The organism is Acinetobacter sp. YH12135, assembly GCF_013418565.1.
Lineage (GTDB): Bacteria > Pseudomonadota > Gammaproteobacteria > Pseudomonadales > Moraxellaceae > Acinetobacter > Acinetobacter towneri.
The window spans coordinates 63,423-84,784 of the sequence record NZ_VPBU01000007.1 but is presented as its reverse complement, the minus strand read 5'-3'; the positions used below and the strand labels follow the sequence as shown (position 1 = coordinate 84,784).

General features: G+C 42.8%; 20 protein-coding genes. 10 read left to right on the top strand and 10 right to left on the bottom strand.

What is annotated here, in order from left to right:
- Positions 1 to 145 precede the first annotated feature (145 nt).
- The 3 genes from FTU70_RS05820 to ppk1 all read left to right on the top strand — a co-directional run bounded on the left by FTU70_RS05820 (position 146) and on the right by ppk1 (position 3,517).
- Positions 146 to 547, top strand: coding sequence for a hypothetical protein (locus FTU70_RS05820; protein WP_131261230.1), 402 nt, complete (start codon positions 146 to 148; stop codon positions 545 to 547).
- A 47-nt stretch (positions 548 to 594) separates the two neighbouring features.
- The gene (pncA, locus tag FTU70_RS05815; RefSeq protein ID WP_180060293.1) at positions 595 to 1,221 is read left to right on the top strand and encodes a bifunctional nicotinamidase/pyrazinamidase; all 627 of its coding nucleotides are present in this window, start codon (positions 595 to 597) and stop codon (positions 1,219 to 1,221) included.
- A 232-nt stretch (positions 1,222 to 1,453) separates the two neighbouring features.
- Positions 1,454 to 3,517 (top strand): polyphosphate kinase 1, encoded by a 2,064-nt coding sequence (ppk1, locus tag FTU70_RS05810; RefSeq protein WP_131261229.1) that lies wholly within the window; start codon positions 1,454 to 1,456, stop codon positions 3,515 to 3,517.
- Between the two features lie 106 nt (positions 3,518 to 3,623).
- On the opposite strand, the gene FTU70_RS05805 is transcribed toward ppk1, so the two are convergent.
- Complete coding sequence (locus FTU70_RS05805) at positions 3,624 to 4,883, bottom strand: hypothetical protein (RefSeq protein WP_004974135.1); 1,260 nt, start codon at positions 4,881 to 4,883, stop codon at positions 3,624 to 3,626.
- A gap of 78 nt (positions 4,884 to 4,961) precedes the next feature.
- Here FTU70_RS05805 and serB point away from each other — a divergent pair, with 78 nt between their 5' ends.
- The 3 genes from serB (at position 4,962) to FTU70_RS05790 (ending at position 7,608) form a co-directional block, all read left to right on the top strand.
- The gene (gene serB / locus FTU70_RS05800) at positions 4,962 to 6,182 is read left to right on the top strand and encodes a phosphoserine phosphatase SerB (protein ID WP_004974136.1); all 1,221 of its coding nucleotides are present in this window, start codon (positions 4,962 to 4,964) and stop codon (positions 6,180 to 6,182) included.
- Between the two features lie 401 nt (positions 6,183 to 6,583).
- Positions 6,584 to 6,919: a ciprofloxacin tolerance protein AciT gene (gene aciT / locus FTU70_RS05795; RefSeq protein ID WP_004974137.1), complete on the top strand. Its 336-nt coding sequence runs from the start codon at positions 6,584 to 6,586 to the stop codon at positions 6,917 to 6,919.
- 209 nt (positions 6,920 to 7,128) lie between these two features.
- Entirely contained in the window at positions 7,129 to 7,608 is a 480-nt protein-coding gene (locus FTU70_RS05790) for a hypothetical protein (protein WP_004974140.1), read from the top strand.
- 62 nt (positions 7,609 to 7,670) lie between these two features.
- Here the strand turns inward: FTU70_RS05790 and dtd are convergent, their stop codons facing one another.
- Positions 7,671 to 8,111, bottom strand: coding sequence for a D-aminoacyl-tRNA deacylase (gene dtd / locus FTU70_RS05785; protein ID WP_004974142.1), 441 nt, complete (start codon positions 8,109 to 8,111; stop codon positions 7,671 to 7,673).
- Positions 8,112 to 8,345: 234 nt separating this feature from the next.
- Here dtd and pncB point away from each other — a divergent pair, with 234 nt between their 5' ends.
- From pncB to asd, 3 genes are all read left to right on the top strand, one after another.
- Entirely contained in the window at positions 8,346 to 9,551 is a 1,206-nt protein-coding gene (pncB, locus tag FTU70_RS05780; RefSeq protein WP_131261228.1) for a nicotinate phosphoribosyltransferase, read from the top strand.
- A gap of 163 nt (positions 9,552 to 9,714) precedes the next feature.
- A complete protein-coding gene (locus FTU70_RS05775) occupies positions 9,715 to 10,557 on the top strand; it encodes a sulfurtransferase (protein WP_180060291.1) in 843 nt (280 codons plus the stop codon).
- On the top strand, positions 10,554 to 11,414 hold the full coding sequence (gene asd / locus FTU70_RS05770) for an archaetidylserine decarboxylase (RefSeq protein ID WP_096901498.1): 861 nt from the start codon (positions 10,554 to 10,556) through the stop codon (positions 11,412 to 11,414). The genes FTU70_RS05775 and asd overlap by 4 nt, the downstream gene beginning before the upstream one ends.
- A gap of 96 nt (positions 11,415 to 11,510) precedes the next feature.
- Here asd and phoR read toward each other — a convergent pair whose 3' ends face one another.
- The 3 genes from phoR to FTU70_RS05755 form a co-directional block, all read right to left on the bottom strand.
- Complete coding sequence (gene phoR, locus FTU70_RS05765) at positions 11,511 to 12,869, bottom strand: phosphate regulon sensor histidine kinase PhoR (RefSeq protein WP_180060289.1); 1,359 nt, start codon at positions 12,867 to 12,869, stop codon at positions 11,511 to 11,513.
- Between the two features lie 9 nt (positions 12,870 to 12,878).
- Complete coding sequence (phoB, locus tag FTU70_RS05760) at positions 12,879 to 13,589, bottom strand: phosphate regulon transcriptional regulator PhoB (RefSeq protein ID WP_004974162.1); 711 nt, start codon at positions 13,587 to 13,589, stop codon at positions 12,879 to 12,881.
- A gap of 471 nt (positions 13,590 to 14,060) precedes the next feature.
- The gene (locus FTU70_RS05755; RefSeq protein ID WP_180060287.1) at positions 14,061 to 14,780 is read right to left on the bottom strand and encodes a TetR/AcrR family transcriptional regulator; all 720 of its coding nucleotides are present in this window, start codon (positions 14,778 to 14,780) and stop codon (positions 14,061 to 14,063) included.
- Positions 14,781 to 14,993: 213 nt separating this feature from the next.
- Between FTU70_RS05755 and FTU70_RS05750 the strand changes: the two genes are divergently transcribed.
- Positions 14,994 to 15,833: an SDR family oxidoreductase gene (locus FTU70_RS05750; protein ID WP_096901500.1), complete on the top strand. Its 840-nt coding sequence runs from the start codon at positions 14,994 to 14,996 to the stop codon at positions 15,831 to 15,833.
- A gap of 26 nt (positions 15,834 to 15,859) precedes the next feature.
- On the opposite strand, the gene FTU70_RS05745 is transcribed toward FTU70_RS05750, so the two are convergent.
- From FTU70_RS05745 to FTU70_RS05725, 5 genes are all read right to left on the bottom strand, one after another.
- A complete protein-coding gene (locus FTU70_RS05745; RefSeq protein WP_096901501.1) occupies positions 15,860 to 17,227 on the bottom strand; it encodes an MATE family efflux transporter in 1,368 nt (455 codons plus the stop codon).
- Between the two features lie 105 nt (positions 17,228 to 17,332).
- On the bottom strand, positions 17,333 to 18,487 hold the full coding sequence (locus FTU70_RS05740; RefSeq protein WP_096901502.1) for a methionine aminotransferase: 1,155 nt from the start codon (positions 18,485 to 18,487) through the stop codon (positions 17,333 to 17,335).
- 158 nt (positions 18,488 to 18,645) lie between these two features.
- Positions 18,646 to 19,974, bottom strand: coding sequence for a DUF445 domain-containing protein (locus tag FTU70_RS05735; RefSeq protein WP_180060285.1), 1,329 nt, complete (start codon positions 19,972 to 19,974; stop codon positions 18,646 to 18,648).
- 18 nt (positions 19,975 to 19,992) lie between these two features.
- Entirely contained in the window at positions 19,993 to 20,568 is a 576-nt protein-coding gene (locus FTU70_RS05730; RefSeq protein ID WP_104852739.1) for a hypothetical protein, read from the bottom strand.
- Between the two features lie 45 nt (positions 20,569 to 20,613).
- The gene (locus FTU70_RS05725) at positions 20,614 to 21,153 is read right to left on the bottom strand and encodes a DUF924 family protein (RefSeq protein WP_167846415.1); all 540 of its coding nucleotides are present in this window, start codon (positions 21,151 to 21,153) and stop codon (positions 20,614 to 20,616) included.
- Positions 21,154 to 21,362: the final 209 nt, after the last annotated feature.

Here is a 21,362-nt window from a genome sequence, read left to right as displayed (position 1 = left end):
TTTGTATGTTGATCGCTGATTTTTGAGAAAAAATGCTCGAATGAAGTGTGACAAGTACTGTCGCAAAGCTGCCTGTTCTACTGGGTGACAATGACGCAAGCAGGGTATAATAAGTCCTAAAAAACAGTAAATATAAGAGTATCATTTGAAGCAGAAAAAATTGATTGCAGAATTTCAGTTGGATCAACAGCAGTTTTCGCTGTATCTGATTGAATATGAATTTATTTTAGAACTGAAACGCCATTTTCGAGCAACACGGACTTCTCCAAAACAAAACGCGTGGCTGGCATTTGCCGATCAAGCTACTTATGAAGATGTCAACGCAGGTATTGATGCCTTTCAGGTGATGCGTTTAACCCGACAGCATTTGGTCAATTATTTAACTCGGCATCCACTGCCTTATTTTTATTTTCATGCCGCGACTGCACGCAAAGCCAAAATCTATCCACGTTTTGTACGGCAATTATTGTTACAGCTACCGAACTATCAACATTGTGCCGAAAACGATTCTTTTTATTTTTATCAAAGCGATACAACTCAGACTTAAATTTCAGCTATGCTGAGGGTAGCGTTTAAGATGGGAAAGGAAACAGCATGCAGCAGCTGAATAATGCCTTGATTGTGGTTGATGTGCAAAATGGTTTTTGTCCAGGAGGTAATTTGGCGGTTGCAAATGCCGATCAAATTATTCCCTGCATTAATGCGTTGGGACGTGTGTTTCAGAACATTGTGATCACCCAAGACTGGCATCCTGCAACGCATGTGTCCTTTGCTGCCAACCATGCAGGCAAACAGGACTATGAGCAGATTCAGCTCAGTTATGGCGAGCAAGTGTTGTGGCCTGTGCATTGTGTGCAAGGCACAGCTGATGCTGAATTACACCCAGATCTAGATTTGCCTACAGCACAATTGATTATACGCAAAGGTTTTCACGAGCAAATAGACAGTTATTCTGCCTTTATGGAAGCAGACCGCAAAACCACCACAGGCTTGGCGGCCTATTTAAAAGCCCGTGAAATTGATACGGTTTATATTGTGGGCATTGCCACCGACTTTTGTGTGGCGTGGACGGCAATAGATGCCTGTGAGTTGGGTTTTAGCACCTATGTGATTGGAGATGCCACCAAAGCGATTGATTTAAATGGCTCTTTAGAACAAGCATGGCAACAGATGTTGGCACAAGGAGTACAGCGAGTACAAAGTCAGCACTTACTTGGCTAAAACTAGATAACGAACTGGCCGCGAAAGGGAAGGGCGAAATCTTCCTTTTTTCTATAAAAATAGATTAAATGTAAAATAAAATAAATAAAAATCAATTTTTTACATATACTCAATTTTGACGAAATGTTCTGCGATTGATTGTGGGTGTAACATGATTGTCATAATCTCTACCTACCATGCCTTGCACAGAGGCGAAATAAGCAGACTGTCTTAAAAACAGCATAGAGAAGATATGGAACACTTTCAGCATTCATCTGATACTTATTTTAATCGTGAACTCTCTTTAATTGAGTTTAACCGTCGGGTCTTGGCGCAAGCTTTAGACCCAGAGTTACCTATTTTAGAGCGACTCAATTTTTTAATTATTTTTTCACGTAATTTAGATGAGTTTTTTGAAATTCGCGTTGCAGGTTTAATGAAGCAACTCGATTTGAATGCCATTACCCGTACCCCAGATGCCATTCCGACTGAACAGGTCTTGGTAGAACTGTCTGATAAAGTGCATCAGGCGGTGAAGCAGCAATACGACACTTTAAATTATGCCATTTTGCCGCAGCTGCAAAGTTTAGGGATTCACTTTATTCAATACCATGACATTGTGGATAAACATAAAGCGTGGATTGCCGATTATTTTGCCCGTCAGGTACAGCCTGTTTTAACGCCAATTAGCCTAGACCCATCGCATCCATTTCCGCGTTTGGTCAATAAAAGTCTGAACTTTATTGTCAGTTTACAAGGCAAAGATGCTTTTGGACGTGAAATTGAAATGGCGATTGTGCCTGCGCCACGCTCTTTGCCACGTTTAATCAATTTGCCAAAAGAAGTGGCAGGTAGTGCGACTGAACATATTTTCTTGACTGCGATTATTCAGCAGCATATCAATGATCTGTTCCCAGGCATGAAAGCCACAGGTTGCTATGCGTTTCGAGTGACCCGCAATGCCGACCTGATTTTGGCCGAAGATGTCGATGATTTGGCAGTTGCCTTAAAAGATGAATTATCGTCACGTCGTTTTGGGCGTGCGGTACGTTTAGAAATTGAAGATGATTGCCCGCAAGATATTATTGATTATTTGCTCAGAGAGTTTGATTTAGATGAGCAGCAATTATATCGGATTAGCGGGCCGATTAACCTGTCGCGTCTGACCAGTAGTTTTGACCGACCTGAATTGAAATATCCACCTTTTGCACCTGTGATTCCAAAAATATTTCGGAAGCAAAAACCGATGTTTGAGATTCTGAAAAAGCAGGATGTGTTGCTACATCACCCATTTGACTCTTTTCAGCCGGTGATTAATTTACTCAAAGAAGCGGCGAAAGACCCAAATGTGTTGGCGATTAAGCAAACGCTGTATCGTAGTGGCCCAGATTCTGAAATTGTGCAGGTACTTGCAGAAGCCGCACGTAATGGCAAAGAAGTCACTGCCGTGATCGAGCTACGCGCACGTTTTGATGAAGAATCCAACATTATGGTCGCCAACGTCTTGCAAGAGGCAGGCGCAGTGGTGGTGTATGGCATTGTCGGCTATAAAACCCATGCCAAAATGATTTTGATTGTGCGTCGTGAGCAAGATCAGTTGGTGCGCTATGTGCATTTGGGTACAGGCAACTATCATGCGGGCAATGCACGTATGTACACCGACTATGGTTTGATGACCACACATCCTGATATTTGTGAAGATGTGCATCGGGTGTTTCAGGAACTCACAGGCATGGGCAGATCGGCAAAATTAAAAAACTTGCTGCATGCACCATTTACCTTGCACAGTGAATTGCTCAAACTGATTGAACAAGAAATCGGGTTTGCACAAGCAGGCAAAGCTGCCCGAATTATCATTAAAGTCAATGCATTGACTGAGCCTGAGTTAATTACGGCTTTGTACCGTGCTTCGCAGGCAGGGGTACAGGTCGATTTAATTATCCGCTCGATTTGTTGTTTGATTCCAAAAGTGAAAGGTATGTCTGAGCGTATTCATGTCCGTTCGATTGTGGGACGCTTTTTGGAACATACCCGCGTGTATTATTTTGAGCATGGTGGTGCAAAAAAATTGTACTGCGCCAGCGCAGACTGGATGGGGCGCAACTTATTTTCACGGGTGGAAACTTGCTTCCCTATTTTGGATGAGAAAATTAAACAGCGTATTGTAGAAGATGGCTTGCTGAGTTATTTGCATGACAATCAAAATGCGTGGGAGCTACAAGCCAATGGCGAATGGCAGAAAGCTGCTGTGGTGGGGCAGGCTGCTGTACACAATGCGCAAATGTATTTGGTCGAGCAGAAGCAGTTGAATGTGTAAATTGGGCTGCAGTAAATGGATGTGATCTAGCATCTGTGAGTATAAAAAACCTGAGTATGTGTGCATACTCAGGTTTTTATGCTTTTAAGGCATCTCATGGATTATTTTAAGAAGCTCTTGAATGTTTGCCTTTTAGAATTTCAGTTCGCAGGCTTTGCGCCAACTCAGCCGATTGGCTGTCCATGCCATTAACCATAAAGGCATGGCGCATCAGCACATTGGTCGGATTTGGCATACTCACCAATTCATAATGCGTAGACAGTTCATCTAGTAATTCATTCGGTAAATGCACTGCATTTTCACGAGCAGATAATTGATGCACCAAACGCTCTGCTGCCTGCACTGCAGATAACTGCATGGCTTCGACTGCGGTTGATAAACCACTGCGAGTTTGCAACACAAAACGCTTTTCTTCACGATAACGCTTATACAGCACTTCAGACAATAACTGGAACACCGTGCCAATCATGGCCATACAGGCTGCTGCATTTGGTGTATTGGCTGCAATACTGAGTGTTGCGCCATCTTCATGGAATGGTTGTACTGTTTGAATGTCGGAACGGTTTAACTTGTAGTGTTGTACGCACAGTTCAATGCTTTTGTTCAGGAAAATCTGACATAAGCTAAAATAAGGCACAGACACACTTTGCGTGACCGTGTCTAATAATTGTTTCGGGTCATAAAACTGAATATTCAGCGCAATGTTGTTTTGCTCTTGGCTTTGCTCAATGGCTTTGTTTGCTTTAGGCGACATCACAGGTTTAGGCTGTTGCTGTGCCTGCGCAAGTGCCAAAGCCGTTTGATGTTTTTCTTGTTCAAGGGCTTGCGTCAATAATTGTAATTCGTGTTTAAGGCGAGATTCATTATTAATGCGTGCTAAATATTCACTACGACTTGGACGGGCAATCGCGCGATAAGCCAACCATAACAAGCCATGAACCAATAATGATAAAAGTGTCGCTAACCATTGGGTACGCAGAATTTCACCAATACTTGGCTGAATTAAGGTAATTTCAATGCTGCCGACTTTCTTTTCATTGATGATTGCATCGCGGACAAAGACTTCACCTTCACGGGTACGTGACTGTCCACCTGTCGCCAAGACCTGATTTTGCGCATCTAAAATACGAATAGAAGCAATGCTTGGATTGGTGGCATAACGATTCACCAATAATGCCAGTGATACTGTATTGGCAGGTTCCAGCTCAGAAAGGCTGTCTGTGACCAGTTGGCTGGTCATTAACTGCCCCTGATTGGCGCGGTTTTCATTTAATTGGTGTGTTGTTGCAAGCACCAATAAAAAGGTGTGAAAAGCAAAACTTACAATCAATAGGCTAGCAAATAGCCCTTGTCTAGGCGCATTCAAGGTAAAACTTCCAAGGCATTTATATTCAATTTAGATTATGATTCTCACAATAGTTGTAGCTCAGACCCGAGTCAATTCATGCGAGAAATCATTCTTATATCATTTTTAGGACCTGACCAACCTAATCAGTTTACTCGATTAATGCAGGTATTGTCCGCTCATTCCTTACAAATCTTAGATGTTGGCCAAGCTGTTATTCATAATCAACTGACTTTAGGTATTGTTGTTGCATCAGAAGACCAGACTGCAACTGCTTTAGCCATGAAGGAGATTCTGATTTTAGCACATGATATTGGCTTAACTGTGCGTTTTAAACCAATCTCTGCAACTGAATATGAGCAATGGGTCAAAGAAGGCGGTCGTACCCGTTATATCGTGACTGCACTGGCACCAGAGCTGAATGCCTCACATTTACAGGCGGTCACGCATATTGTATCTAGCCAAGGTTTTAACATTGAAACTGTAACCCGTTTGTCGGGTCGCCCACAGCTTAATGTAGCCGAAGATGAACCTAAACGTGCTTGCATTCAGTTTGGATTAAGTGGACAAATGCTAGATGCAGTTGCCATGCGTGCTGCGTGTTTAAGCCTGTCGAATGAACTGAGTGTGGATGTCGCGGTACAAGAAGACAATGCCTACCGTCGTAACCGCCGTTTGGTGTGTTTTGACATGGACTCAACGCTCATTGAACAAGAAGTGATTGATGAGTTGGCGATTGAGGCAGGTGTGGGCGATCAGGTGGCGGACATTACCGAACGTGCCATGCAGGGTGAACTGGATTTTCAGCAAAGTTTCCGCGCGCGCGTAGCATTGCTCAAAGGTTTAGATGCTGCTGTGTTGCCTAAAATTGCCGAACGTCTGACCGTGACCGAAGGTGCTGAACGCCTGATTTCAACCCTGAAATCTTTGGGTTATCGCACCGCTATTTTGTCGGGCGGTTTCCAATATTTCGCAGAATATCTGCAGGAAAAATTGGGGATTGATGAAGTGCATGCCAACATTCTAGATGTGGAAAATGGCATGGTTACAGGCGAAGTAAAAGGTCACATTGTGGATGGTGCGCGTAAGGCATTATTGCTACGTGAACTGGCAGACAAAATGGGGATTTCTTTGGAACAAGCCATTGCGGTGGGTGATGGTGCGAACGACTTACCAATGCTTTCTATTGCAGGTTTAGGTGTGGCGTTCCGTGCTAAACCGTTGGTACGTCAAAACGCCAATCAAGCCATTTCAAGCGTGGGCTTAGATGGTGTGCTGTACTTATTGGGCGTGCATGACAAAGACTTGAACCGTGCCTAATATGACAATTCAATGAAAAAAACGCAGCAGTCATGCTGCGTTTTTTGTTTGTATAATCAGCAGATAACGATGAACGGTAAACAAAAACTGTCGATAAAAACCGCAACAGCATTGAATGAAAAAAATATTTTTTAAGGCAAAAAAATAAGGTGTTTTTTTGTAATGACACGCGAATAAAGAGCTAGCTTAGCTTCCCGAAAACTACAAAATTTAAAAAATGTAATGACAATATAATATTGCGACAAGGTGTGTCGCTTTATAAAAATACAAGTCTTTTTTTATCTAGAAAACGCAGCATAATGCAGACATAGAATTTAAATCGACATCCATTATTTATTTAAACGGTATTTGAAGTCGCAGACCAATTCAAAAAGAGGCTGCATCTTTAGACGGAGGTTTTTATGCTAACAGCGAATTTAGCGACCATTGTAGGCTTAAGCCTCGTCGCAGCTGCGTTGATTGCTGTTTTCTTTTCGCCTTATCGTCGCTGGTTAAACTTTATGTTGGCAGGTATGGTGTTTTGGGGTTTATTGGAAGTGGTGCGCTACAGTGTGCAAAGCGTATTTGAACTGCCAATTACCTACAGTTACTTGTCGGCAATTTTCTTGGCGATGACTTTGGTGACTTTATTATTATTACGAGAAGACCGTCGGGCAGAGCGTGCTTTGGCAAAACGTCGCTATATCGAACATACCCCAGTCTATGAAGACGATCAGCAGCAGTGCTCAAGCCGCTAAATCGTACAGACTAAATTCAAAAACTTTAAAAAGATGCAACTGGTTTGCATCTTTTTTGCTTTATCTGTACGGCAGTTTGCGCCATCCAAACAGCGACAAAATTTTAACACCCTCCTAAAGATTGTTATACAAAGCCTTGCAGCAAAAAGTGGGAGTTGTGATAGGATGAGTCTGTTCATTATCCAACAATTACAATAGGCTTCACTGTCATGAAACTTTCTGCAATTCCTGTGGTCAAACTTCCTTTGGTTGATGTCAGCACCGATCCACTTGACCTTCTCGTGGCAGGTTTGGCATTGCGTATGAAACAACTGGCACGTACCAGTCCAAAATTTATTGAGTTGGTGCATGAACGCCAGTTCCGTATTCAAATTGGCACAGACTTGGGTATGGCGCGTCAAATTATTGTCAACAATGGACATATTGACACTGTGGCAGGCGATGCAGAAAAAGCCGATTTTATTTTGCAGTTTGCAGACAGCGAGCAAGGCGTAAAAACCTTAATGAAAGGTGATCCAACTGCATTTATGACAGGCATGCAAAATGGCAGCATTAAAATGGAAGGTGATTTTGGCTTATTGGTGTGGTTTAACCAAGCAGCGAAATTGATTCCACCTAAACTACCAAAACCTGTAAAAGAAAAAATTAAAATGGCACGCCAGTTTATTAAACAAAAAACGGGTAAATAAGCTGCTCAGACCCAAACAAAAACCTCTGATCAATTTTTGACAGAGGTTTTTTTATATGTGATTTACTCGACTTCCAAACAAAAAGTCACAGGCCCGTCATTTACCAAATGCACTTTCATATCGGCAGAGAAAATACCTGTTTCCACCCTGTCAAACTGACTTTTGGCATAGTCCACCAATTGTTCATACAGCGCTTTGGCATCGTTTGGGGGCATCGCAGGGCCAAAATCAGGACGTAAACCTTTTTGAGTCTGTGCCATGAGGGTAAATTGTGAAACCAATAACACACTGCCATTGGCCTGACTGACATTCCAACCCATTTTGCCTTGTTCATCATCAAAAAAACGATATTTTAAAATTTTATCAATCAGCTTTTTGCCTTTCTCAAAATTATCGTCTTTGCCTAAGCCCAAAAATACCAAAATACCCTGTTGAATCTCGCCAGTGATTTCACCATCGACCACGACTTTGGCTTCAAGAACTCGTTGTAATAATGCGCGCATGGGGGACTAATTTTCTCAGTGTGGGGGATGGCTGCAGATTGTAGCAAACTTAGGCACTTTGGCGTGCATTAACATCAATCACGAAAGCATCAGAACGGTAGCTGCCCGCAGAGAGGTAAAATATCTTGGGAAGGCTACACTTCAGCAAAGTTGTAACAAGATTGTCGATAAAAGCCCTTTTTTGCTGAATAAAGTATGCTTTAATGCAAGAAGTACCGCGAAATGATGATCCCTATGACCCCCATTATTCAATCTCTGCTCGATACTGATTTATATAAATTCACCATGTTACAGGTGGTGCTGCATAAATTTCCGCAAACGCACAGTGTGTATCAATTCCGCTGCCGTAATCTTGAAGATACCGCGTATCCACTGAGCGATATTTTAGCTGAGTTGAATGCGCAGCTTGATCATTTGTGTCAGTTGAAATTTAAAGAAGATGAATTGCAGTATTTGCGTAATTTACGCTTTATTAAAAGTGACTTTGTCGATTATTTAGAATTATTTCAGCTCAAGCGTCGTTTTATTCACGCCAGTATTGATGCGCAAGGTCGTTTGGATATTCGGGTAGAAGGCCCGATGGTACAGGCCATGATGTTCGAGATTTTTGTCCTGGCAATTGTCAATGAACTGTATTTTCAGCGCATCCGTAATGATGAGGTTTGGGCAGAAGGTGAGCGCCGTTTACAGCAAAAAATTGCCCTGATTCAAAGTTACCAACAGCAGCAACTGCCTGAAGATCCACCATTTTTGGTTTCAGATTTTGGTACGCGCCGCCGTTATAGTTTTGCATGGCAAAAGCACGTGATTGCGGCTTTTCATCAAGCTGTACCTGAAGTGTTTCGTGGTACTAGTAATGTACTGTTGGCTAAAGAATTAGGCATTACCCCAATTGGGACAATGGCACATGAGTTTTTACAGGCATTTCAGGCGCTAGATGTACGTTTACGTGACTTCCAAAAAGCCGCACTAGAAACTTGGGTGCAAGAATATCGGGGTGATTTAGGCATTGCCTTGACTGATGTGGTCGGAATGGATGCTTTCCTGCGTGACTTTGATTTGTATTTTGCCAAGTTATTTGATGGCTTGCGACATGACAGTGGTGACCCGTATGTGTGGGGCGATAAAGCTTATGCACATTATAAAAAGCTAAAAATTGACAGTAAAACTAAAATGCTGACCTTCAGTGATGGCTTAAATGTCGAAAAAGCATGGGCCTTGCATCAGTATTTTAAAGACCGTTTTCAGGTTAGTTTTGGGATTGGTACCAACTTAACCAATGATATGGGGCAAACTGCGCTAAATATTGTGTTGAAATTGGTGGAATGTAATGGTCAGTCGGTGGCGAAATTGTCCGATAGTCCGGGTAAAACCATGACCGATAATGACACCTTCTTGGCATATTTACGCCAAGTTTTTGAAATACAAACGCCTGTTTAAAACCTGAGCACATTGAAAAAACCGAAGAAAATCTTCGGTTTTTTTCTAGATTAAAGCATGTGATTGTTAAAATTCTGCGAAAGTTATGAAAAAAACAGCATGCTATCAAAAATGACCTATACTAAGTTAAAGTTGATTGCCAAACAGACTGAACCGCATAAAAATGAGCACTTCTCCATTCAATTTTGGACTGCTGATTGAAGCAGAAGATTTAGTTCCCTCTTTAGGGCATGAAAAATTGCGCATTGTCGATTTGAGCCGCAATTCGGTGTACGAGCAATTGCATCTTCCGCATGCTTTACAGGTCAAACCGAGCATGTTGCTACGTCAGGATGAAGATACATCGGGTTTATTGCCTGAACCCGAGGCTTTACAAGACTTGATTCAGTATTTGAGTATTTCCCCTGAGCATCATGTGGTCGCCTATGACGATGAAGGTGGCGCATGGGCAGGGCGTCTGATTTGGAATTTACACTGTTTAGGCTTTGAAAATACCAGTTTACTAAATGGTGGGATTCACGCATGGTTGGCAGCAGGTTTTCCAACTACTTCTGAGGTTGAACCGCTAACACCCGTCAGCATGCTTGTTCCTGTTGCCGAGCAAAATCAGTATAGAATTCAATATGATGAGCTATTAGAAAAGTGCCAAAACCAGTCGGTGCAACTTTGGGATTGCCGCACCATAGATGAATATACAGGGCTGCGTTTGGCTGCACGACGCGGCGGTCACATTCCTGGGGCATTGCATTTTGAATGGAGTACTGCCCTTAATCGTGAAAATCATTTAAAATTGCATCCCTTAGAACGCACACGACAGCGTCTGGAACAACTCGGATTCAATTTAAACGAACCTGTAGTGGTGTATTGTCAGTCACATCACCGTTCAGGTTTGGCCTACATTTTAGGGCGTTTATTGGGTTGGAAAATTCAGGCCTATGATGGTGCGTGGAGTGAATGGGGCAACCGCCCTGACAGTCCTGTTATTACTGGAGAGTTGCCGTCTTGAGCCTCACATCACGTTTAAAAAAACAAATTTTCATTCAGGCACAACGCGTTGTGCCACAACATCAATTATCACGTGTTGTGGGTAAACTTGCAGCCAGTGAGCATCCTGTGCTCAAAAATGCGGTGATCACTGCATTCAAGGCGCAATACGGCATTGATATGTCTTTGGCAGAACAAAGCAATGCCTTGAAATATAAATCTTTTAATGAATTTTTTACCCGTTCTTTAAAGCAGGGTGTGCGGGAAATTGACAGCAATCCGAACAGCATTGTATCGCCTGCAGATGGGGCGATTTCACAGTTGGGTAAAATTGAAGATGGGGCAATTTTTCAGGCCAAAGGTCAGCAATTTACTGTTGAAAACTTAATTGCCGACCCGCAATTGGCTGAACCATTTAAAAATGGTCAATTTGCAACCGTGTATTTATCTCCGCGCGATTATCACCGTGTACACATGCCTTTTGCAGGCACACTCACCGAAACTTTATATGTGCCAGGTGAGTTGTTTTCTGTCAATCAAACCACAGCCGAAAATATTCCGGGTTTATTTGCCCGCAATGAGCGCATGGTGTGTTTGTTTGATACCGAATTGGGTCGTATGGCGGTTGTTTTGGTGGGTGCCATGATTGTGGCGGGCATTGAAACCGTGGCGACAGGCAAAGTGAAACCATCAGGGCGTTTGGAGCTGAATCAGCACCAATTATTCCTTGAAAAAGGTGCAGAATTAGGACGTTTTTATTTGGGTTCAACCGCGATTGTTTTGTTTGAAGAAAATAAAATGCAGTGGGATGCTGAATTCAAAGCCAATTCTGTAGTGGAAATGGGGAAAGCCCTGGGACATATCGTTTCTGCTGAATAAAATATGTGAATAAAGAAATAAAAAACGCCAAAGTAATTTGGCGTTTTTTTGTTTTTTAAATCTGTAATTTATTGTCTATTTTAGCTCAACCAGCGCTTAAGTTTCGTAATACAAACGCTCTTTCGGGAACACAGCTTTGAATATAGAGCCTTGATTTTCTTTAGATTCGACTTCTAAGTGTGCATTATGCTGCATCAAAACGTGCTTCACAATTGCTAAACCTAAACCAGTACCGCCTGTTTGTCGGCTACGTGCGCTGTCTACACGATAAAAGCGTTCGGTTAAGCGTGGTAAGTGTTTCGGATCAATCCCGATGCCTGTATCTTCCACAGTAAAATAACCTTGATTGCCATCATCATGCCAGCCAATGGTAATCGTCCCACCTTTCGGGGTATATTTAATCGCATTGGTGATCAGGTTGCTAAAGGCACTGGCCAATTCTACATCTGAACCAATCAGATCATAATGACTGTCAATATTTAAGTTGAGCGTATGTCCATAATCGACGTTATAGGCATGTGCATCGTCAAATAATTGATTCATTAAACTTGGCATTTCAATAATTTGATTTTTGGCGATGTTTTTTTCATTTTCCAGACGCGACAGCAGCAGCAGGTCATTTACCAAAGCGTTCATGCGTCTGGTTTGTGACTGCATTTGCTCAAAAGCACGTTTCCAACGCGGGTTAATATCTTCCTGATCGGTAAAGGTTTCGATATAACCACTCAGCACCGTTAGCGGAGTGCGTAATTCGTGTGAAATATTATCGACAAAGTCTTTACGCATTTGTTCTAGGTTATGCATACGCGTCATGTCGTAAGCAAATAACAAACGGCTATCGCCACCAAACTGAGTCATTTTGACTTGCACATATTGCCCTTCATGCACGCTAGATTTCATTTTTAAACCGTCAGGTGCTTGATCAATATGATTAAAATATTCAATAAAACTAGGTTGGCGCAAAATAGTGAGGATGTTGCGTCCACGGTCTAAAGGCTGAATACCCAATAGCTTTTCAGCAGCAGGGTTCCACCATTCAATTTGATGATTTTCATCAATCAGCATCACGGCTTCATCCAACGCCACCAATGAAGACTGGGCGCGATCAATCAACCCGACCATTTCGGCCTGAACGATACGTTCCTGACGTTGTGAGCGATAAACATTGAACAGTAATGCACCCCAAATACCATGCAGATTTGGCGGCACATCATAAGGACGATTGGAAATCCAATCATTAACTAAATAGAGGGAGCGCATTTGCTGAAGAAAAAACAGCAAAAAGGCGAGGCTAATACAAATCCAAAAATACCCAATCCCAAAACCAATCAAGCTTGCAATAATTAGGAAAAAGGCCAATAAACGAAAATCTTGTTTGGCAAAAGTCCATAAACTGCTGTAACGAACTTGTTTGAGGTCACGGGCGAGTTCAGGGACTGGGTAAGGTTCGTACATAAAATAATTTTAGCCTAAAGCAACATCCGCACGTGTCGAGAAGCGATAGCCTGTACCACGTACCGTTTGTACAAAACGGTCTACGCCATACGGTTCTAAAACTTTACGTAAACGACGAATATGCACATCAATAGTTCGGTCTTCAATATATACATTGCCGCCCCAGACTTGGTCAAGCAATTGCGCTCGGGTGTAAGCGCGCTCTGGGTGCGTCATAAAGAACGCCAATAGACGATATTCGGTTGGGCCCATTTCTAAAATATTGTCACCAAAACTGACACGCTGGCTGACTGGGTCCAAAATTAAACCGTTGGCATCAATAGTTTTTTCACCGCTTAAGGCATTGGCACGACGTAAGACCGCTTTAATACGTGACACCAGTTCACGGGTCGAGAACGGCTTAGTCATGTAGTCGTCCGCGCCAGCATCTAAACCTTGAACTTTGTGATCTTCTTCGCCACGTGCAGTGAGCATAATCACAGGAATTTCAGCAAGGTTGTCATCGCGTTTTAGGCGACGGCACAAGTCTACACCGCTGACACCGCCTGGCATCATCCAATCAAGCAAGATAAGCGCTGGACGTTGATCGACAATCATCTGATGAGCTTGTTTTGCATCTTCTGCTTGTAAGCACTGAAAGCCTGCCATATCTAAAGAGGTATGGATCATCTCCCGAATTGGAAGTTCGTCATCGACGATTAAAATGTAGTCATCTTTCACAACGCAATATCCTATAGATGTTAACGGTGGACCGTTTTATTTATGACAGGCTTATTACAAAGATTAATTATGACAGTATCATTGCAGAAAGGGTTGAATGGGCTATTTTTGCAATAATTTGTGACAAAATAGTGTCGATTTGATGAAAAAACTGAACAGATTCAGTCAAAGTAAATAGGGTCTGCTGACACTTCGTCTATGTTTGCGATGACGCATATTTTTAGCTGATATAAGGCATGAGGCAGGAAATTTAGTTATTCTAAGTGACTGACTCATAACGCAATAGCGGCAAAAAAATATGCTCGTTCCGAAGGACTGTAGCTAAAACTTTCTCAGATTGCGTTATGAAACTTGGCAATAGACCCACTATTCCCTGCCTGATCTGCTCAGTTTTAGCCTACAGCGCAAGCCATTTATGAAATGTCAGCAGACCCCTCTGAATTTGAAAAATATTATGAATATTTTTCGATTTTATGACAATGTCGAAGAATCTTTCACAAAAGCTTGCTCTTTTTCCGAAAAGGTCTGTAATAACGATAAAAATACAATACGGCAAGAAGACAAGACATCTTCCATGGATTGTTTGAAATCGCTCATCACCCAGCGAATCGCAATTTGGGTGACATAACCATTTAAGCCTGTCGCTACCAGTGAAATTTCTCGGTTGGGGCGGTCTAAATGCGGCATCATCAGCATGACAAAGGCCTGAATCATGCGGTCAAAACGCGACATAGTTTCGTGAATGGTGGCTTGGTTATGTAGTTCTTGCACCAGCATGGCATCAATATAAATAATACGTGCCATTTGCGGGTTATTTTTTAGCGTGGTCAGTAAAGCAGTCAGTCCTGCATCAATCATTTTTTTAGGATCAGCCGAGGCTTGCATAATGGCTTGCATGACATTTTGCTGTAATTCATCAATCAATTTTAAAAAAATGGTCTGAAACAGTTCTTCGCTTTTTTTAAAGGATTCGTAGAAATAGCGCTCGGTTAGTTTGGCTTCGGTACAAATATCTTTTACGGTCACGGCAAAAAAACCATGCGTGCCATAGGCTTGAATACCTGCCTCAATCAGTTTTTCACGACGCGCCTGTTTGCGCTCAGTTAAAGACAAGCCTTTAAACTGACGTTCTTTTTGTTGTTTCTTGGTGGTTTTTTCTGTTTCTGCAGTCACGGGCAGTTGTTCTGTCATGTTCAGTTAAGCCAAATAAGAACCGTAATTAGGCTTTATACTAGCAATAATTATCTGTTAAACCTATGTTTTCAGATTCATTTGCGATATTCGTACTGGCTTATATTGACAATACTTATTGTCAAAATTATATTTAAACCACAGCGCATCGCACAGCCCTACAAAACAACAAGCAGGTCTGAACTGTGCACGCCACATACTCAAGGAAATCACATGAAAAATTTTAAAAATAAAGTTGCCGCAATTACAGGCGCAGGCTCGGGTATTGGGCAGCAATTGGCTGTTCTATTGGCGAAGCAAGGCTGTCATTTATCGCTCAGTGATGTGAATGAACAAGGTTTGGCGCAAACAGTGGATTTGCTCAAAGACAGTAATGTGCGCGTGACCATTAAAAAGGTGGATGTTTCTAAATTAGAACAAATGCGCGAATGGGCAGCTGAAACTGTGCGAGACCACGGCTCGGTCAATATGATTTTTAATAATGCAGGCGTGGCGTTGGGTTCTACCGTAGAAGGTGCAAGTTACGAAGAGTTGGAGTGGATTGTTGGTATTAATTTCTGGGGTGTGGTCTATGGCACCAAAGAATTTTTGCCTTTAATCAAACAAACGGGAGATGGTCATATCATTAACATTTCCAGTTTATTTGGTTTAACTGCACAGCCAACGCAGTCGGCTTATAACGCAACCAAATTTGCGGTGCGCGGTTTTACCGAGTCTTTGCGTCAGGAATTGGATTTGGAAAATTGTGGTGTGAGTGCGTTGAGCGTGCATCCAGGCGGGATTCGTACCAATATTGCCAACAATGCTAAAATGAACGACAGCATGCGCACTTTGGGCATGAATCCTGAAAAATCGGCACGTGCTTTTAATAAATTATTGCGTTGCCCGCCTGAAGAAGCGGCGCGCCAAATTTTAGAAGCGGTACAAAAAGACAAGCGCCGTTTATTGATTGGTAATGATGCCAAAACTTTGGATTTAATCCAGCGTATTGTTCCAACGGGTTATCAGAAAGTTACCGCATGGGCGACTAAGTTGGGCAAGAAACGCGGTTAATCTAACTTACAAATATAACAGACCATTCAGACCAAAACCTGAATGGTTTTTTTCTTCCAGACAAATTGATAATACGCACCTTGACCGATGCACAGACTCACAAATGCCAAGGCATAGGCATACCAAATTCCTTGCAAACCCCACCACTGACTGAAGAAATAAGCACACGGTACTTCAATTAAAACAATCGCTAAAATATTGATGATCATTGGAACATTGACCGTGCCACTGGCGCGCATAATGGAGGCAAAAATTGCACTGGCACCAAAAAATAAAATGGCCCATAACACAATAAATAAGAGCTGCTGACCCAGTACCACCACCGCAGGATCGGTAATAAACAACGCCATCAGATATTTAGAAAATAAATAACCCAAGGTGACTAAAATACCTGTAATCAGCAAATTCATGCCTAAGGCTGTACGGGTCACTTTAGCCAGTAATTCGGCTTTGCCTGCACCAATGGCTTGTGCAGCAAAAATTGAAGCGGCAATTGCAATAGATAGCGCAGGAAATTGAATATAGTTCAACACCTGATTAACTGCGCCATAGGCGGCAGTGGCCTCAGCACCATGCCGATTGACCAAACCGACAATCACCAAACCTGCCATAGAGGTAGTGACCATTTGTAAGCCTGTGGGAATCCCTAAGCGTAAAATCACCTTGCTTAAATTGGGTTGATGCCGAATTTGACGTAGTAGATGCACATCCATTTTTAAGGGATGATTCTTTTTATTCAGGTAAATCACCAAAAAAATTAAAACAGCCAGATAGCCCAGAATGGTGGCAATTGCAGGGGCAATAATGCCCAAGCGAGGAAAGCCAAAATAACCTGCAATCAGGATGGGGGTAATCACCAATCCCATTAAACTAGTCAAACTCAGGGCAATGAGTGGCGTAAGGCTATCGCCCACTCCACGTAAAATAGAGGTATAAATAATATAAACAAACAGCAGTGGGCTGCCTGCCAACATCCATTGCACATACGGCAGGGATAGATGCATCACTTTAGGGTCTGTGCCTAATAATATTAAAATTTGTTCGGCAAAAATCACCCCCAAACAGGCAATGAAACTGCCGCCAATTAGGGTCATAAATAAAGTCGAACCGACAATACAACGCACTTTTTCGACATTTTGTGCGCCCCACGCTTGCCCGACCAACACGGTCGATCCTGCCGAAAGCCCAATCACAAAGGCCATCAGGCAAAAAATAATGGGAAAAAATACCGACACCGCAGCAATGGCTTCCACACCGAGCATTTGCCCGACAAAAATCGTGTTAATGGTGCCCGAAAGATTTTGCAAAATATTGGTGGCAATCAGTGGCAATAGAAACACCAAAAAGGTTTTCCAAAGCTGAGGGTGATCGACCAGTGCCTGAGGTCTTGCCATGCCAAATCCTGCGCTTCAATATGCGGTTGTTTGAAATTTCACCCTAGCATGATTTGGTCATAAAAAGCCTTAGCTTTTCAGTAACTCAGTGGCATTTGTTGCCGCTTAAATTGCCGATAAAATTTCACCTGCACGCAACAGGGTTTCGGTTTTTTTAGCAAAGCAGAAACGGATTAAACGTAAATCATCGGGTGGGGTTTGATAAAATGCAGACACAGGAATACCGACAATGCCGTGCTCCTCGGCTAGAAAATGGCACATATCGACAGCATTTAAGCCGGGACGGATATTGCTGTAATCTAAATTTTGAAAATAAGTGCCTTGTGCAGGGCTGAATTGAAAGCGTGAATTGGCAATGCCTTGATTAAACAAATCACGTTTGTCCTGATAAAACTTTGCCAGTTCTGCAATATGTTCAGGGTGCTGCTGCATATAATTTGCCAAAGCCACTTGCACAGCGCTAACTCCGCAGAAATTAATAAATTGATAGGCTTGGCGAAAGAGCTGCATTAAGGCAGGTGCAGCCGCACAGTAGCCTGTTTTCCAGCCTGTGACATGAAAAGTTTTACCAAAGGAACCCACGACAAAACTGCGTTCCCTAAGCTCAGGAAAAGACAGTGCAGAGCGGTGTTGATGCGCATCAAAGACCAAATGTTCATAGACTTCATCGGACAGCACCACAATATTATGTTCCTGAATAACATCAATTAAATGCTGCCAATCTTGCGCTGACCATACTGTGCCTGTGGGGTTATGTGGTGTGTTGATGATGATCATGCGGGTTTTGGCATGAATCGCATCTTTGACCATATTCCAGTCCACCTGAAAATGTGGAGCCTGCAGCGGAATATGAACGGCTTTTGCACCCAATAATTTTACACAGGGTGCATAACTGTCATAACTTGGATCAAAAATAATGACTTCATCGCCTGCCTGCAGCACGGTTTGCATGATGCTAAAAATAGCCAGTGTTGCCCCTGGGGTGATGGTAATTTCACTGATCGGGTCAAGCATTAGCTGATCACGCTGTAAAAATTGCTGTGCCAGTTGTTCGCGTAGTGGCAAGTAACCATCGCCCGAAGGATATTGATTGAAGCCTGCGTGTGTGGCTTGGCTTAAAGCATCCAGTAATGCTGCAGGTGGGGGAAAGTCGGGAAAACCCTGCGATAAATTTAAGGCATTCAGTTGTTGTGCCAAGTTAGACATGGTACTAAAAATACTCAGACCTTGAGCAGGCAGTTTCGCGTGAATATCGAGCATAGTGGGGTTCTGGTTGTGGCAGCAGCTTGTTTTACATCGTAGCGTTTTCAGGGGGGAATGCAAATGGGGTAAAGGGTGATGATGTGGCTTGAATAGATCGTTCGAGGCGTTATTTTTGATTGAACACCTCAAGATCGACTTATCAAAAAAATTTCATCTCAAATCAACTCCACCAATGCCCGAATAATCCCCAATCCCAGACCAATAAATGCACCTACCACTACACCATTGACCCGAATCATGTGTAAATCACCACCGACTTCGTTTTCAATTTTGCCAATCATTTCGCGCGAGTCCCATTCATGAATGCGCTCACTAATAAAGCGAATTACTTTTTCACTATATTGATCTGACAAGTTCACCGCAATCGTACTCATTTTTTCATTCAGTAATTGACGTACTGCGGTATTGGCAATGATATTTTCACCGACTTGCTGAATAGCAACACGCAGGTTTTGTGCAATTCCCGAATCAGGTTTTTGTAAATCTTCCTTAATCGCATTGCAGAGAATCACCACTGCACCACTGATAAAATTCAAGACTTGTGGACTGTCTAATAGGGCATTTTTAGTGTCATTTAGACGTAGACTGGCACTGCTGTTGTTATCTGCCAGTTGTAACATCAGTTGTTGCCCAGCCTCTTCAATTTTTTGTCGCCAAGGGTGTTCAGGGTCTGCCAACATAGATTCGACCCGTTGCAGTAAAGAATCTATGGTGCGTTGCTGCACATCAATTCCAATCCAGCTCGCACCTTTGGCCAGTTTCCACACGCCAAGCTCTTTAAACAATTGACGGGTCAATTCACGGCTTTTTTCAGGATGTTTCAGCATCCAGTCATGGGCAAGGTCTAAACCGCGTTGCAGCACATCCTGATGAAAGTCATTTTCCAAAACCGCACGCAGCATTTCACTGGCCAAGTGGTTGACCTGCGTGTTGCGAACCCATTGCACACTGTTGCCTTGAATAAAGCGCCCAATTTGTTCTTGCCCGACAAATTCAAAAATTTTCGGTACAGTCTGCTGAATGACTTGGGTCACTTGCGCATTATTTTGTGGATTCGCCAACCATTTGCCCACGGATAAAGATAAGTCAGTGCTGTGCAGGCTTTTTTGTACCACTTGGGGCGATAAAAAGTTTTCCTGTACGAAACGCCCCATCGACTCGGCAATACGGTCTTTGTTGCGTGGAATAATTTCGGTGTGATCACGTAAGAATTTAGGAATTGGCATTTTGCCAAAAGGATTGCGAAACAGCACCGTAATCGCATACCAGTCTGCCAGACCACCGACCACGCCTGCTTCGGCAGACAGCATTAGTATGTGAATCAACCACGTATATTCAGGCAGTAATTTTGCGGTTAGCATTAATGCCAGCCATGCCACCACGGCAATCACTAAAGCAATGGTGGCAAAGCGTTTACTGCGTTGCAGGCTCGGAGAGCTATGCTGCGAGCTGCTCGCTAAAGTGTGGTCAGACGCTGTATTCATGCAGGCATCCTTATCTCATTAGGGCGCGGCAGGGGCAGAGGTTGGTGGGGGTAATGGTTGTCCTGTGGGACTTAAACCATATTTTGCCCCCAGTGATTGTAAAATTAGGCTCGCATCAAAGGCATCTTCAGGTGCAGATTTTTGATCTTTAAAACACTGAATGGTGTAAGACACTTGAGTCGGATCGAGGGTCACCACTTGCGGCATATCATAGAATGGGTCAGGCCAGAATGGTGCGCGACGATGATAATATCCATACGGCGAATAGCTATACGGATAGTAACTTGGTGCAGGGTAAACCACGGCTTGTCTAGGTGGTTTCTGGCTACGGTTACTCGGATCATCTAAAACTTTAAAAAAGCGAAAACCGTGTTGCAGCGTGGTTTGTGCTGCTTTCACCAAAGTAATTTCTTCTGCAGTGCCAAAACTCATGTTATGACCCGCTAAAAAACTAATCCGATAGGTTTGCGCATTCAGTGGTGTGGTGCTGTATTGCCCCAACTGCTCAAAGCTGAGCGGTTTAGAGGATGTCGTGGCACAGCCTGTAAACAGCAAACTGCTGGCAAGGGCAAGACCGAGTAGGGAATATTTCATGTGAAAGCTCCTGTACACATCAACCAGCCAAGACAAGCTCGCCAGTTAGAAACTGCTATTGGGTTGGGTTAAAAACTCAAGTTCTTCTGCACTCGAAGGACGTCCCAACACCTGATTCCGATGCGGATAACGCCCAAAACGGTCAATAATCACTTTATGTTTCAGTTCATAGCCCAACACGGTGGGGTCATTCAAACTTTCAAACAGCGTCAATGCGACTTCGTGAATACGTTTGGATTCACTGTGCATAAACGGCATATATAAAAAACGGCGTTCGGTTGGGTTTAAGTCCTGATCCAATTTTAAGTGAATCATTTCCTGTGCCAACACCAAGGCCATTCCATCTTGGGCAAAGGCACGCGGGTCATTACGGTATAAATTACGTGATAATTGATCTAAAACAATGATTTCAGCCAAACGACCTGCAGGTGTTTCGCGCCATGTCCATAATTCTCCTTGTGCCGCTTGTTGCAGTACATCGGTAAATTTTTCTGCGAGCAGGGCATCAAATTCTGCGCTTTTGACAAACCAGTTCGGTTCTGCAGCAGGAGAAAACCAAAAATCTAAAAAATCTTGATAATTCATACGCTTTATTATTTACCTCTGTTCTTTTGATTATAAAATCACAAATTTAGCATGTCTTATAGTGCAACTTTGTGATAAAAAATTGCCAAATTAAAATTTATTGACGTTGACCACTTTATAAAATGTCAGCATGCCCCAAAATCATCATTTTGTTAGAAAAAACAGCCCAAGCGCATGTGCTGATGCCAAATCAAGTTATACTTGAACGG

Bases quoted from the DNA above. Each gene is read 5' to 3' on its own strand.
- FTU70_RS05790 (WP_004974140.1), top strand. From the start codon at position 7,129: ATGAAACTTTCTGCAATTCCTGTGGTCAAACTTCCTTTGGTTGATGTC.
- FTU70_RS05750 (WP_096901500.1), top strand. From the start codon at position 14,994: ATGAAAAATTTTAAAAATAAAGTTGCCGCAATTACAGGCGCAGGCTCG.
- aciT (WP_004974137.1), top strand. From the start codon at position 6,584: ATGCTAACAGCGAATTTAGCGACCATTGTAGGCTTAAGCCTCGTCGCA.
- pncB (WP_131261228.1), top strand. From the start codon at position 8,346: ATGACCCCCATTATTCAATCTCTGCTCGATACTGATTTATATAAATTC.
- phoR (WP_180060289.1), bottom strand. From the start codon at position 12,869: ATGTACGAACCTTACCCAGTCCCTGAACTCGCCCGTGACCTCAAACAA.
- FTU70_RS05775 (WP_180060291.1), top strand. From the start codon at position 9,715: ATGAGCACTTCTCCATTCAATTTTGGACTGCTGATTGAAGCAGAAGAT.
- FTU70_RS05745 (WP_096901501.1), bottom strand. From the start codon at position 17,227: ATGGCAAGACCTCAGGCACTGGTCGATCACCCTCAGCTTTGGAAAACC.
- FTU70_RS05740 (WP_096901502.1), bottom strand. From the start codon at position 18,487: ATGCTCGATATTCACGCGAAACTGCCTGCTCAAGGTCTGAGTATTTTT.
- serB (WP_004974136.1), top strand. From the start codon at position 4,962: ATGCGAGAAATCATTCTTATATCATTTTTAGGACCTGACCAACCTAAT.
- pncA (WP_180060293.1), top strand. From the start codon at position 595: ATGCAGCAGCTGAATAATGCCTTGATTGTGGTTGATGTGCAAAATGGT.
- FTU70_RS05755 (WP_180060287.1), bottom strand. From the start codon at position 14,780: ATGACAGAACAACTGCCCGTGACTGCAGAAACAGAAAAAACCACCAAG.
- FTU70_RS05735 (WP_180060285.1), bottom strand. From the start codon at position 19,974: ATGAATACAGCGTCTGACCACACTTTAGCGAGCAGCTCGCAGCATAGC.
- FTU70_RS05730 (WP_104852739.1), bottom strand. From the start codon at position 20,568: ATGAAATATTCCCTACTCGGTCTTGCCCTTGCCAGCAGTTTGCTGTTT.
- dtd (WP_004974142.1), bottom strand. From the start codon at position 8,111: ATGCGCGCATTATTACAACGAGTTCTTGAAGCCAAAGTCGTGGTCGAT.
- FTU70_RS05725 (WP_167846415.1), bottom strand. From the start codon at position 21,153: ATGAATTATCAAGATTTTTTAGATTTTTGGTTTTCTCCTGCTGCAGAA.
- ppk1 (WP_131261229.1), top strand. From the start codon at position 1,454: ATGGAACACTTTCAGCATTCATCTGATACTTATTTTAATCGTGAACTC.